The following is a 12,614-nucleotide window of genomic DNA, read 5'->3' as shown; positions in this document are numbered from 1 at the left end:
AGAAAACCGGATCGCTTATTTCAGGCCGAGAAGCTTCTTGGCATTGCCTTCGTAGATCTTCTGGCGGGTGGCGTCGGAAATGTCCATGTTGTCGAGAACCTGAATGGTCTCGCGAATGTACATCGGCCCGCCTTCCGGGTCGAACGGCGCGTCGGACGCGAACAGCACGCGGTCTTCGCCGAAGAACTCGATTGCGTGCTCGATCGCCTTGGTCGAACCGAAGCTCGCCGTATCGGCATAAAATTCCTTGAAATATTCGAGATGCGGACGCTCCAGAGCCTTCAGCACGGTAGAGAGATCGCGGTCGGAGGTGCGCTTGCCCATCTGATCCCAGCCGGCACCGACGCGGCCTTCGAAGAAGGGCACCATGCCGCCGGCATGATGGGTGACGACCTTGAGGCCCTTGTACTTGTCGAAGATGCGCGAGAAGACCAGGCGCGCCATTGCCGCCGAGGTTTCATAGGGCCAGCCGAAGGTCCAGAAGATTTCGTATTCCGAACGGTCTTCGGTCAGGTAGTCCGGGAAATTGGCGCCGCGCGACGGATGCAGGAAGACCGGCTTGCCGGACTTTGCCATATATTCGAAGAAAGGCTCGAACTGCGGCAGGTCGAGCGGCTTGCCGCTGTAATTGGTGAAGATCTGGACCGCGCAGGCGCCGAGATCTTCGACGACCCGCTTGGTTTCCGCCATCATCCATTCCTGGTTTTCCATCGGCACGGTGGCGATGAAGGCCGGGAAGCGCTCCGGAAATTTGTCGCAGAGTTCCTTCTGGGAATCGTTGCCGATCCGGCCGAGATCGTAAGCGCGCTCAGGCCCGGCCAGCTTTTCGAGCGGCGGCGAAGCGAGCGACAGGACCTGCTGGTAGTCTTCGCCGAACATGTCCATCACCTGGAAACGACGGTCGAGATCGGTCATCATCGGCACCGCGCCCGAGCGCATGGTGACGTCGGTCATCGTGCCGATATAGCCGATCAGCTTGTCGAAAAAGGGCTTTGGCCAGATATGGTTGAAAGCGTCGATCTTCTTCATGGAATGCTCCTCCTGCCTGTCCTGCTGCGGCACCGCGAACTTGAGGGAAGTCCAGTGCCCCTAGGCGTTTAAAAATCCGCAAGCGAAGACATGCCGAGGTTCCGGCCACGCTCCGCCGCGGCAAGATGCGAAGGCAGGCGCCGAAAGTCAACACATTTTCTTGCAATATGAGATTATTGACTCGAAATTCGATGTCGGTGCGAGGCGAGCGCGGCGCTGATCTCGCCGGCTGCGCGCAGGACTTCCCGGCCGATCTCCTCTACAACAGGCCCAGGGACATGATCCTGGGCGATCGTTACAGAAAAACTTGCAATCGGGCTCTGCCCCGCGTCAAAAATCGGCGCTGCGAAGCCGACGACGCCGGGCGTCACTTCGCCATAGGCCACGGCATAGCCTTTCTTGCGAACGGACTTCAGCCCGTCCAGGACCGCTTCCACGGTGTCGCCGGCGCCTGCCGCCTGCCATTCGTCGAGCGTGCGCTTGATCAGCGGCACCTGATTGCGGCGCGGCAGGAAGGCGACGATGGAGCGGCCGATCGCGCCGCGGCTGAGCGGCATCGGCCGCCCTCGCGGATAGCTGCTGATCGCCTCGCGGCTGGAACTGATCGAATCGACGCAGAGGATCTTTTCGCCGTACCAGCGCACCAGAAGCGCCGTGCATTCGTATCGTCCTGTGAGCTTTTGCAGATAGGGCGCGCCGGACAGGATGAGGTTGTCGGACTTCCGCAGCAGGTAATCCATCTCCACCACCCTTGGTCCGAGCGTGAAGCCGGTATTGGGCATGGAGGTCAGAAAACCGCTCTCCTTGAGGATCTTCAGATAACGATAGAGCGTTGGCCGGCTATAGCCCAACTCCTCCATCAGCTCTTCCGGCGTCCATTCCAGACGGTCCTCGGTGAAGACCTCAAGGACTGCCTGCAGGCGTTCGAGACTGTTGACGGCCTTTTTTCTCAAGAATGCTCCCGCTCTCTGCTGGCGGCGCGTGACATCAGACCGGCCGGACATTCGGCAATAACGATAACCCCGAAAACTGCAATGGCAAGTGGCGCTACTCGGCGGCCTTGAGCGCGGGCAGGCGGGCACCATCTGCAGCGCTGACCGCCTCCTCCGTCGCCACCACGCGACGGATCGCGGCCAGATATTCGGCCTGAAGAGCGGTCGGCTGCCAGTTGCGCCGGGTGGTGATGCCGATCGACAGCGGCTTTCCCGGCACGTCATAGTTCAGAAGCGTCAGGAACCCCGCCTTCAGCTCATGCCGGAGCTGATGCCGGGAGAGCAGCGCCAGCCGATCCGTCTGCATCAGGATACCGCGCAACGCCGTCAACGAACCGGTTTCCACGGTTCCCTGCGTCTGCGGTCCATCGGGGAACTTCGCCGCCAGCGCATCGAACGTGCTGCGGTTGGGCGTGCCCTTGCGCGCCACGACCCATGGGTAGGAGGCAAGTTCGGCAAGCGAGACATCCGTCTTGCCGGAAAGCGGATGGCCGGCACCCGCGACGACCGCGAGCCGGAAATCGAAAAGCGGTTCTTGGCTCAGCGACGACGTCAGGCGGCTGCGCAACGCACCGATCAGAAAATCGATATGCCCCATTTCCAGATCGCTGAGGAGTTGTTCGTAACTGCCTTCGAGGATTTCGAACCGCGCCAGCGGATGGGTGAGGGCCAGCGACGCGATCGCATCCGGCACGATGGTGGTGCGCGCCATGGGCAGCGCGCCGATCGATACCAGGCCGTCGAACTTGCCGCGCAGTTCCTGCACTTCCTCGGTGGCGTTGCCGAGCTCTTTCAGCGAAAGGCCGGCCCAGCGGGCAACGGCACGGCCCGCGCTGGTAAAGCGCGTCGCGCGGCCGTCGGCCTCGAAAAGGCTTGTGCCGAAGATCGCCTCGGCATTGCGCGCCGTGCGCTGAACCGCGGCACCCGATTGTTCGAGAATGCGCGCCGCACCCGGAAATCCTCCGGTCTGGGCAAAGGCCTGCAGGGCGCGCAGGTGCGAGATCGTCAGCCTTGCGTCGGCCGGGGACCCTCGCGACCCCGAATCCGCCTGGAGTTTTTGGCAACCGGTACGAATAAGTTCAAGCGCGCGCAGCGACCGGGCCTGAACGACGCGGCCCGCCGGCGTCGCCATGGCATGCCCCGGACCGCGCTCGAGAAGCCGGGTGCCGAAAAGGTCTTCGAGACGGGAAATCGCCTGCGACGCCGCAGGCTGGGTAACGCCGACGAAATCGGCCGCCCGCGTCAGCGAGCCGGTGCGCAGGCAGGCGCAGAAAAGACGAATGTGGCGCAGATTGGGATAGTCCACGTATCTGTCCTCCCCTGCCAATCTCCTCCCGGCAGCGGGTCAAGCGGGGCAAGCCTATCGCCTGTCCCGCCTCGGTTAAATCACGGTGCGACGTTGCGCTCGCCGGTCTGCTGTTCGTTCATCCATTCCGCGCTGGCCCGAATGCCGCCGAGCGGGAAGACATGGATCTTCTCAATCAGGCTTCCCGGATGGGCGGTCTTGTAGTTGGCGATGTCGGTCAGCACTTCGGTCGGGTCGTAAGGAACCAGCAGCTTACTGAGGTCCATCGCGCGCTTCTGCAGCACGCTGAGCGACGGGCCGACGCCGCAGGCGATGGCAAACTTGATGAGTGTCTGCAGCTTGGTCGGGCCGGCAATCCCGAGATGGATCGGCAGCTTGACACCGGCAGCAGCGATGCGCTCTGCCCAGGCGATAACCGGCTTGGCGTCGAAGGCGAACTGGGTGGTGATCGCCATCTCCGCATCGGTACGTTCGGAATAGGCCTGCTTGAACTTCAGCGCCTCATCGACGATCCTGGAACTGCCGTCCTTGTCGATATCCTTGTTGCCCTCCGGATGGCCGGCGACATGCAGCCGCTTGAAGCCGTAGCGGTCGAACAGGCCGGTCTCGATCAGCTGGATGGAACTGTCGAAATCGCCGGCCGGCGTCGATACGCCGCCGCCGAGCAGCAGCGCCTGGTCCACGCCCGCCTCGTTCCTGTAGCGCGTGATCCAGTCTTCCAGGATCGCGCGGCTTGCAATGATGCGGGAGGGAAAATGCGGCATGACAGGGAAGCCGTCTTCGTGGAGGCGCCTTGCGGTCTCCACCATGTCCTCGATCGGCGTCCCGTCGATATGCGCGATATAGACCCGCGTGCCCTTCGGCAGCAGCGTCCTGAAATCCTCGATCTTGGCCGCGGTGCGCGGCATGACTTCGATGGAATAGCCGTCGATAAGGTCCCTGAAGCCAGCTGGCTCCGCAGCCTTCTCTTCCTGCTTGCTCCTGAACAGATTCAAAAGTGCCATTGTCGATCCTCCCCCCATTTAGCCGGTAAAAACGTCCGCTCAGAACGGACGGAGCGGCGTGCGAGAAGAGCTTTCTCGCACGCCATGACCATTAGAGGGCCTTCTTGGTGCGCCAGCTTTCGGCGTAATTTTCGCGGGCTTCCTGAGCATAAGGCACGGCTGCGACACGAACGCGGATTTCAGCCTGGCCGTGGCCCTGCTCGACCGAGGTCTTGGAAGTGCCGCCATCCGGCTCGCCCCAGACGAGGGTGAGGATGTCGTTTTCCTTGATGTCGGCATCGACGACGCCGAGCGACAGCATGGAACGCTCGTTGTAGCTGTAGCCGTTGAACATCGACAGACCAACGACCTTGCCGTCCTTCAGCACCTTGTCGAAGCTCGACGAGGCATAGTTGGAAAGCGGAAAGTCGATCCACTTCTTGGCCTGTTCGCCGGGCTGGAAAGCCGAAGCGATGACCTTGACGACGTCGTCGGAGTTCCACTCGAAGGTGACCTTGCGGCGCTGCGGGGTTGCCTTCTGCTTTTCGACGGCGGCGCGGCCTACGAAGTCATGGTCGAACTTGACGTAGACGCCGTAACCCAGCTCGTAGGGGTTCAGGTAGTAGTCTTCGATATTGTCCGAGACGTAGCTGCCGCCGATCGAGCCCGAAGCTTCGTAGCTCTGGGCGGAAAGCCAGTCGCGATAGGCCTGCAGTTCGTCACCGGTGTAGATCGCCGGAAGCGGCGACGGGATCCAGCCGGATTCCAGGGTGTTGGTGGCGTAGGCGCGGCTGCCGACCGGGCGCAGATCGACGCCGGCTTCTTCAGCTGCCTTGATGATGGCAGCGCGGACTTCGTCCTTCTCCGCATACGGACCCCAGATTTCGAGACCCGGAGCGCCGGCCATGCCGTGACGCAGAGCCTGAACCTTGCGGCCGCCGACATTGATCCAGTCGACATGGAAGAACTTGATCTCCGGGATCGGGCCGCCGTTCATCTTTTCGAAGACTTTCGGCGCATCCGGACCCTGGATCTGGAAGCGGTAATGGATGCGGGTGACGAGCTTGCCATCCGGACGCGAAGGCGAACGCGGGTCGTGGGTCAGCTTGACGTTATGCTTGCCGAGCGACGCATTGTAGAGCAGCCAGTTGGCGGTCGGCGCGCGGCCGACGAGGACGAACTTTTCTTCGGTTTCGCGGAAGATGATCATGTCGCCGATGACGTGGCCGGCAGGCGTGACCGGAACGTAGTGCTTGGCGCGATCGACGCCGAAATTGGCGAAGCTGTTGATCGACAGGCTTTCGAGGAACTTGGCAGCGTCCGGACCTTCGACGACCAGTTCGTCCATGTGATGCGACTGGTCGAAAAGAACGGCGCCTTCACGCCATGCAGCCTGTTCCGAGCGCCAGTTCGAGAATTCCGGAGCGACGACCGGGTATACATAGATGCCGGTCTTGGAGTTGCGCAGATGCTCGACGGTGTTGCCCGCATCCTTCAAAACTTGAGTGAGATTGGCCTGAGTCACGGAATTCCTCCCTATGGTTTGCCTGTGGCTTGCGATATCATGTATACATGACGGCATCGGCAGACAAATTCAAGGGGAAATATTCGGCAGGCTGATGATCACCTCCGGATAGGAAACCGAAGGCTTCCGACCATGAAAAATGCGGCAGGCAGTCGGGTCTCAGGAGTTGAGGAGCACCAGGCCCGGAACGGTCAGCATCAGCTCGGGATCCTCAAAGACGGCGTATTCGAGGTTCTTGCGGGCGATGCGGGCATGCTCGCGGGCGATGAATTCGGCCCTTGCACCCTCGCGCCCGGCAATCGCCGACACCAATGTGCGATGCTGTTCCTGCGCGATATGCAGCGACTGGCGGAAGGCCGCTACATGCGCCCGACCCGACAGAAAGGCCGATGGTGACGCGAACGGCAGCCGTGTCGCGCGCTCGACCTCCCGCTGGATAACGGTACTGCCGGAAAGCTCGACCAGCACCGCATGAAACTTCGCGTTCGCCTCCGAATAGGCTTCCAGATCCACATCGTCCGCAGCTTCGCCGAAACAGTCGTCGAGCCGGGCCTGGATTTCCCGAAGTTGGTCCAGACCTGCCTGAGAGACGCCGCGCTCGGCGGCCAGCCGCGCCGCGGTCCCTTCCAGCACGCCGCGCAGCTCGATCGCATCGACGGCATCCGCATAGGTGAAGCTGCGGACCACGAAACCGCCATTCGCCAGCCGGTCCAGCAGCCCCTCTTCCGCAAGGCGCGACATCACCTCGCGCACCGGCGTTCGGGAAATCTGCAGCGTTTCGGCCAGCGATACCTCGAAAAGCCGGGTGCCGCCGGGATAATCGCCGCTCAGGATCTTCTTGCGCAACTCCATCAGCGCGCGCATCGTATGGGTCGTTCTCGAGGTCTCTTCCAAATCCGCACCTTTGCCCGGACAAGGCGCACAACTTCCGCCTGTCGATCACAAATCTTAGCCATATCTGATGGATTGGCCAAGCCTCATGTATACAGGGGTTTCGGGCTGTGGATGACGGCGGATATTTCGGGCGGAAAAGAATGGCGCGTATACAAGGAAGGCCCTGAAGAGACGGCCTTATTTTCCTTCGCGCCGAGCTGAAAGAACCCGCGCGACCGTATCCCTGAGATCGTCGGCCGGCTTCACGCCGCTCGCCGCCATTTCGTCCTGGACCGCAGCAATCTCGCGGGCGAGGCCACCGTTGAGCCCCAGCGCATCGAGCGTGACGCCGCTTTCGCGCATCTCGGCAGCCCGGCGGCGGCCGTGGCGGGTCGTGCGCTCGAACTGGTAATCGGCAAATTTCGACCAGTCGAGACCCGGAAAACTCCGGGACAGCGAGAACAGGATCTCCTCGAAACAGCCCGAGGCTTCTGCCGCGAGCAGCGCCTCGACAGTGATCGCTTCCAGACCCTTGACGAAAACGGACCGAACCATCTTGATGGCCGTCGCGGAGCCCACTGCTTCTCCGGCTACATCGGCACTGAAGCCAAGAGCGCGAAAACGTTCCAGAAGCTCGGCGGCACTTTTGCCGGCAATCAGAACCGGGGTCGCATGGCCCTTCGGATGGACAGGGGCCATGACCGCCATGTCGAGGTAGTCGGCACCAGTTTCGTTGATCAGCACGGCAGTCTCGCGTTTGCGGCCGGGGGAGACGGAGTTGATGTCGATCAAGAGAGCGCCCTGGCCGAGATGCGGTGCGATCGATTGGGCTGCCTTGAGGCTCTGGTCTGCCGTGACCGCACTGAATATCCATTCGGCATCGGCAAGACCGGCAGGCGAGGCCTCCGGTCGGACCCCACGGCTCGTCATCGCCGCCTGCATCTCGCCTGCCTTGTCGGCATTGTCGAGGAGCAGGTCATAGGCACGGAATTCGCCATCTCCGAGCTTCGGCGCCAGGCTGTCATGGAAGGCGCGTGCCGCTTCGCCGAAACCCAGGAATGCGATCCTCATGCGCTTATCCTACTCTCAGTCCCCGAAAACCACGCCGTCGAAAAGCTTGCGCGCCGTGCGCAGCACGGCCGCACGATAGACTTCGCCGTTCTTCATAGTGGCGATGACGCTCATCTCGCCCGTCGGATGTTCGATCGACAGCAGCTTTTCGTCACCATCCGGAATGACGGCCAGTTCCGAAGCCGGACCTTCCGGCAGAAGGCAGGCCGTCGCAACGCTGACCGCGCCGAGCACGCCGATCGCGTCATGGCACGTATGCGGAATGAAGGTGCGGGTCGAGATCGCCCCGCCCGCCGTCGGCGCCGAAACCATCGTCATCTTCGGAACGGATTTTTTGGTGACGTCCCCAAGGTTCATCATCGGCCCGGCCTTCAGCCGGATCGCCTCCAGTTTGGCGCGAAGCTCCTGGTTCGCCTCGAGATCCTTGGGGCTTTCGTTACCGGTAATGCCGAGCACATCGCCGCGCATGACGACGCAGGGCATGCCGTTGTCGATCAGCGTGCAGGCAATACCTTCGATGACGTCAACGGAATTTCCGGTCGGCAGCAGCGCGCCGCAGGAGGAACCGGCCGTATCCGCAAACACGATCGGCACCGGCGCGGATGTGCCCGGTACGCCGTCGATCCGTGCGTCGCCCTTGTAGGTCACCTGGCCACCGGGTGTCTCGATCGTTGCGATGGCGATCTGGCCGGTATTTTCCATGAAGATCGAGACTTCGGTCTTTTCGCCCTTAGCTGGCACCAGCCCGCGTTCGATGGCGAAAGGCCCGATGCCCGCAAGAATATTGCCGCAGTTCTGCGCGTCGGTGACGATCGGCTGGTCGACGAAGACCTGCAGGAAGAGGTAGTCGACATCGACCCCTTCCCGCTCGGATTTCCGCACCACCGCCACCTTGGACGTCAGCGGATGGGCGCCGCCCATGCCGTCGATCTGGCGGGGATCAGGCGAACCCATGACCCGCAGCAGGAAGGTGTCACGATCGGCCGGCAGGTCCGAGGCGAGAAAATATCCGCCTTTGGAGGTGCCGCCGCGCATCCACATGCAGCGAATGCCGGTTTCAGTGTCAGTCATTCTCCAACCTCCCTCTTCTCCCCTGTAGGAAAAGGAGAAGCAACTTTCGCTGGCCGCGTGCCGGAAAAGGTTTCAACCTTCTCCACCGCCATCCTCGGGCTTGTCCCGAGGATGGCGCAAAAACTCACCGCTCAGATATACTTCAAACCCTTTTCGGCGAGCTTGCCGCGCATGTTATAGATATCGAGACCGAGTTCGCCGGCCGCGAGCCGCTTGCGTTTGTCTTCTTCCGCCGCGACCCGGGCTTCCGCCTTCCTGGCGACCGCTTCCGCTTCCTCGCGGGCGACGACGCAGACACCGTCGTCATCGGCAACGATCACGTCGCCCGGCCGAACATAGGCGCCGGCGCAGACGACCGGGATGTTGACCGAACCGAGCGTCTCCTTGACGGTGCCCTGCGCATAGACCGCCTTCGACCAGACCGGGAACTTCATGGCGGTGAGATCGACCACGTCCCGCACGCCCGCATCGATGATCAGACCCTTGCAGCCCCGCGCCTGCGCCGAGGTGGCGAGCAGATCCCCGAAATAACCGTCTTCGCAGGGGCTGGTCGGCGCAAGCAGCAGGATATCGCCGGCCTTAAGCTGTTCGATCGCTACATGCAGCATCCAGTTGTCGCCCGGAGGTGCGGAGATGGTGACGGCGCTCGCGGCCAGCCGCGCGCCCGGATAGATCGGCCGCATGTAGCTGGCGAGCAGGCCCTTGCGGCCCTGGGCCTCATGTACAGTGGCGACGCCGCAGGCGGCCAGCCGGTCGATGACCGACTGATCCGCGCGTTCGATATTCTGGACGACAACCGACATCAGAGTTCGTCCCCTATCAAAGTTCGTCGACAGTGCGCGGGAAGACCGACTGGAAACCTTCCGCATGGGTCGATTTGCGCCCGCTGGCCTGGCCGCCTGAATTGCGCATGAAATGGTTGCCGCGGTTCTCGGCGACGTTCTTGTAGAAGTGCCAGAGATGTTCCTGCCCTTCCATGCACTGGATGGCCGCCCACTTCTTTTCCCAGACGGGCGAGATGTCGAGGAAGACGTCCGGCTTCCATTCCATCTGTTCGGTCTGGTGCGGCTCGAACAGATAGAGTTGCGGCGCGCCAAGGATCTTTTCACCGGGATTGTGGCCCCAGGCCTGGGCGATCATACGCGCCTCGATCGCCACCTGCGTCGCATACATGTGGTCGGTATTGTAGGGGTCCCACTTGGAGTGCGAGAGCATGAATTCCGGCTGAACCTTGCGGATCACATCGACCAGCTTGAACTTGGCGTCCTGGTCGACGACCAGCGGATAATCGCCGAGATCGAAGAACTGGATGTCGGTGACGTCGAGGGCTTTTGCGGCGTTTTCCGCCTCCTTGCGGCGCTCGGTCTTCACCTTTTCCAGCGTCATGCCCGGGTTCTTCCAGAGCTTGGCGCTTTCGCCGCGCTCGCCATAGGACAGGCAGATGACGGTGACGTCATAGCCCTTTTCCTCGTGAAGCGCGATCGCGCCGCCACAACGCCAGACGAAATCCGCCGAATGGGCGCTGATGACCAATGCTGTCTTTGCCATGGGATACCCCTTGCTCTTACTTGTGCGCAACCGGCGGCGTGCCGTGCGTATGGAAGGTTTCGATCGTCTTCATGCCCCAGGCCTGGCCCTTCTTGCGGTCGGTTTCGGTCCACACGACCGGCTTCCAGTCCGGCCGCAGGATCAGGCGGGCGCCGGCATTGGCGAGTTCGACGCGGTTGCCGGCAGGCTCCCAGACATAGAGGAAGAACGTGCCCTGGATCGCGTGTTTGTGCGGCCCGGATTCGATGTGCACGCCGTTCTCCAGGAAGATGTCGGCGGCGCGCAGGATGTCCTCACGCTGGTCGCAGGCATAGGTGACATGGTGGAAGCGGCCATGCGAGCCGGTATGGTCCTCGGAGCAGGCGAGGTCATAGGTCTTGTTGTTGATGGTGAACCAGCAGCCGCCGAGGCGGCCATTGTCGAGCTGGATCATCTCCGTAACGCGGCTGCCCAGCGCCGTGGTCATGAATTCGCGGATGAGGCTGACATCGGCTGCGAGCAGGTTGACGTGGTCGAGGCGGCGCGGGCAAGCGCCACGGCCATGGTAACGCTGGGCGATGTTCTTGAGCGCCGGCTTTTCTTCCGGCGGCGCCACATATTCCCTGGTGTCCCAATAGAGTTCGAACAGATGGCCGTCGGGGCTCTTGAACTGGTAGGCGCGGCCATGGCCAAGATCGCCTTCCGTCCAGCCAACGCCCCAGCCCTTTTCCTCGATTACCTTTACGCGGCGTTCCAGCGCTTCCGCAGATGACGTCCGATAGGCGATATGACCGACACCCGTGGTGTGATGTTTGGTGAGCTTCAGCGTGTGGAACTCGTAATCGTCATAGGCGCGCAGATAGACACTGTCGCCCTCGCGGCCGCTTTCGGTCAGCCCGTAGACACGGGTGAAGAAGTCGAGCGATTCCTCGAAACGGTCTGAATAGAGCTCGACGTGGCCGAGATGGGCGACGTCATAACAGGGTTCGGTCATGGCTTTTCCCAGATGAACGATCTTCAGCGCCCGGCGGACAGGCGCATTCTCCTCCAAAAATCGAGCCCGCGTCCTCCACTCCAACACGGCCGGCGCATGGGCGCCGCAGCTTGGCTTGAAGACATAAAAGCAGATCGGCAGCCTGACGAATAGGTTCTGCTGACGCGGCATAAGTTTTGGTTGAGATCAGGAAAAAGCCGCCCGGCAAATGGCGAGCGAAGACGGGAGTTGGAGACCCGAAGGAAACGGCGCGGCGGCAGGACCGCCGCGCCGGAAGACATTACCCGGCGATATAGGGCGCAATTTCGTGATAGCCGCGCCAGATCATCTCGAGCGCCACGTAAAGGATGACGGCCAGACCGACATAGGCAATCCAGCGATGCTTGTTGAGCAGGCGTGCAATGAAGCTTGCCGCGATACCCATCAGCGCGATCGAGAGGACCAGGCCGAAGATCAGGACTTCTGGATGTTCATGGGCGGCACCCGCAACGGCAAGCACGTTGTCGAGCGACATGGAGACGTCGGCAATGACGATCTGCCAGGCAGCCTGGGAGAAAGTCTTGCGCGGCGCGCCGCCCGCGACCGTACCGTCGGCATTGAGGTCTGCATTCTGCAGCGCCTCGTTGGCTTCGTCCTCATGCTGATGGGGGGTGCGCAACTCGCGCCACATCTTCCAGCAGACCCAGAGAAGCAGGACACCACCGGCCAGCAGCAGGCCGACGATCTGCAGAAGCTGGGTCGTGGCGAGCGCGAAACCGATACGCAGCACGGTCGCTGCGATGATGCCGACCAGAATGGCTTTGGAGCGCTGTTCCTTCGGCAGGCCGGCAGCGGCAAGGCCGATGACGATCGCATTGTCGCCGGCCAGCACGAGGTCGATCATGATAACCTGCAGGAGGGCGGACAACGCCTCTGCACTAAAGAATTCCATCATTTGGCACCCAATCTCTCAAAGGCGGGAGTGCCCGCGAGTGGACCGAGACGAACCTGAGACGCTCACGACCTGCATTTCCGCCTGCCGTAGGTCACCGCCGTTGTCGTCACATGATTTCCACGAACACCAGGCACCCAAGTTGGACTAATCCAGTCCGACATCACAGCTCAAGCTTGAACTGTCAGAGGGGCCCGGTCCTGGCGGCGTGAGATTTAGCCGCATGATCGCAGAAACTCAAGTGGCGAGTTTATGAAACAGCTGGTTTTGGGCTGTTTTTGCCCGGGATCGTTGACGATCCGTTGTAATCTG

Annotated in this window: 12 protein-coding genes; all 12 read right to left on the bottom strand. The window is 61.8% G+C overall.

Going from position 1 to position 12,614, the window contains the following annotated elements; genetic code table 11:
• Positions 1-15: 15 nt before the first annotated feature.
• Positions 16-1,029, bottom strand: coding sequence for an amidohydrolase family protein (locus tag ABCW43_RS14700; protein ID WP_345925678.1), 1,014 nt, complete (start codon positions 1,027-1,029; stop codon positions 16-18).
• 173 nt (positions 1,030-1,202) lie between these two features.
• Complete coding sequence (locus tag ABCW43_RS14695; RefSeq protein WP_345925676.1) at positions 1,203-1,982, bottom strand: IclR family transcriptional regulator; 780 nt, start codon at positions 1,980-1,982, stop codon at positions 1,203-1,205.
• A 94-nt stretch (positions 1,983-2,076) separates the two neighbouring features.
• Entirely contained in the window at positions 2,077-3,327 is a 1,251-nt protein-coding gene (locus tag ABCW43_RS14690) for a LysR family transcriptional regulator (RefSeq protein ID WP_345925674.1), read from the bottom strand.
• Positions 3,328-3,407: 80 nt separating this feature from the next.
• Complete coding sequence (locus ABCW43_RS14685; RefSeq protein ID WP_345925672.1) at positions 3,408-4,331, bottom strand: methylenetetrahydrofolate reductase; 924 nt, start codon at positions 4,329-4,331, stop codon at positions 3,408-3,410.
• 91 nt (positions 4,332-4,422) lie between these two features.
• Complete coding sequence (ligM, locus tag ABCW43_RS14680) at positions 4,423-5,835, bottom strand: vanillate/3-O-methylgallate O-demethylase (RefSeq protein ID WP_345925670.1); 1,413 nt, start codon at positions 5,833-5,835, stop codon at positions 4,423-4,425.
• 159 nt (positions 5,836-5,994) lie between these two features.
• A complete protein-coding gene (locus ABCW43_RS14675; RefSeq protein ID WP_445738948.1) occupies positions 5,995-6,729 on the bottom strand; it encodes a GntR family transcriptional regulator in 735 nt (244 codons plus the stop codon).
• Positions 6,730-6,906: 177 nt separating this feature from the next.
• Positions 6,907-7,779, bottom strand: coding sequence for an NAD(P)-dependent oxidoreductase (locus ABCW43_RS14670; protein ID WP_345925668.1), 873 nt, complete (start codon positions 7,777-7,779; stop codon positions 6,907-6,909).
• Positions 7,780-7,794: 15 nt separating this feature from the next.
• On the bottom strand, positions 7,795-8,850 hold the full coding sequence (locus ABCW43_RS14665) for a 4-oxalomesaconate tautomerase (protein WP_345925666.1): 1,056 nt from the start codon (positions 8,848-8,850) through the stop codon (positions 7,795-7,797).
• A 131-nt stretch (positions 8,851-8,981) separates the two neighbouring features.
• Positions 8,982-9,653 carry a 4-carboxy-4-hydroxy-2-oxoadipate aldolase/oxaloacetate decarboxylase gene (locus tag ABCW43_RS14660; RefSeq protein ID WP_345925664.1) on the bottom strand — a complete coding sequence of 224 codons (672 nt, stop codon included), beginning with the start codon at positions 9,651-9,653 and terminating at the stop codon, positions 8,982-8,984.
• Between the two features lie 16 nt (positions 9,654-9,669).
• Positions 9,670-10,398 carry a PIG-L deacetylase family protein gene (locus ABCW43_RS14655; protein ID WP_038591148.1) on the bottom strand — a complete coding sequence of 243 codons (729 nt, stop codon included), beginning with the start codon at positions 10,396-10,398 and terminating at the stop codon, positions 9,670-9,672.
• 16 nt (positions 10,399-10,414) lie between these two features.
• A complete protein-coding gene (locus ABCW43_RS14650) occupies positions 10,415-11,371 on the bottom strand; it encodes a VOC family protein (RefSeq protein ID WP_345925660.1) in 957 nt (318 codons plus the stop codon).
• A gap of 280 nt (positions 11,372-11,651) precedes the next feature.
• Positions 11,652-12,305 (bottom strand): TerC family protein, encoded by a 654-nt coding sequence (locus tag ABCW43_RS14645; protein WP_345925658.1) that lies wholly within the window; start codon positions 12,303-12,305, stop codon positions 11,652-11,654.
• Positions 12,306-12,614 lie beyond the last annotated feature (309 nt).

It is taken from the genome of Neorhizobium tunisiense (assembly GCF_039631515.1).
In the GTDB taxonomy this organism is placed as follows: Bacteria; Pseudomonadota; Alphaproteobacteria; order Rhizobiales; family Rhizobiaceae; genus Neorhizobium.
This window is presented reverse-complemented; position numbering and strand designations above follow the sequence as displayed.

Excerpts from the sequence above, each read along its gene's own strand:
- ABCW43_RS14700 (WP_345925678.1), bottom strand. The coding sequence starts at position 1,029 with ATGAAGAAGATCGACGCTTTCAACCATATCTGGCCAAAGCCCTTTTTC.
- ABCW43_RS14685 (WP_345925672.1), bottom strand. The coding sequence starts at position 4,331 with ATGGCACTTTTGAATCTGTTCAGGAGCAAGCAGGAAGAGAAGGCTGCG.
- ABCW43_RS14670 (WP_345925668.1), bottom strand. The coding sequence starts at position 7,779 with ATGAGGATCGCATTCCTGGGTTTCGGCGAAGCGGCACGCGCCTTCCAT.
- ABCW43_RS14665 (WP_345925666.1), bottom strand. The coding sequence starts at position 8,850 with ATGACTGACACTGAAACCGGCATTCGCTGCATGTGGATGCGCGGCGGC.
- ABCW43_RS14660 (WP_345925664.1), bottom strand. The coding sequence starts at position 9,653 with ATGTCGGTTGTCGTCCAGAATATCGAACGCGCGGATCAGTCGGTCATC.
- ABCW43_RS14655 (WP_038591148.1), bottom strand. The coding sequence starts at position 10,398 with ATGGCAAAGACAGCATTGGTCATCAGCGCCCATTCGGCGGATTTCGTC.
- ABCW43_RS14650 (WP_345925660.1), bottom strand. The coding sequence starts at position 11,371 with ATGACCGAACCCTGTTATGACGTCGCCCATCTCGGCCACGTCGAGCTC.
- ABCW43_RS14645 (WP_345925658.1), bottom strand. The coding sequence starts at position 12,305 with ATGATGGAATTCTTTAGTGCAGAGGCGTTGTCCGCCCTCCTGCAGGTT.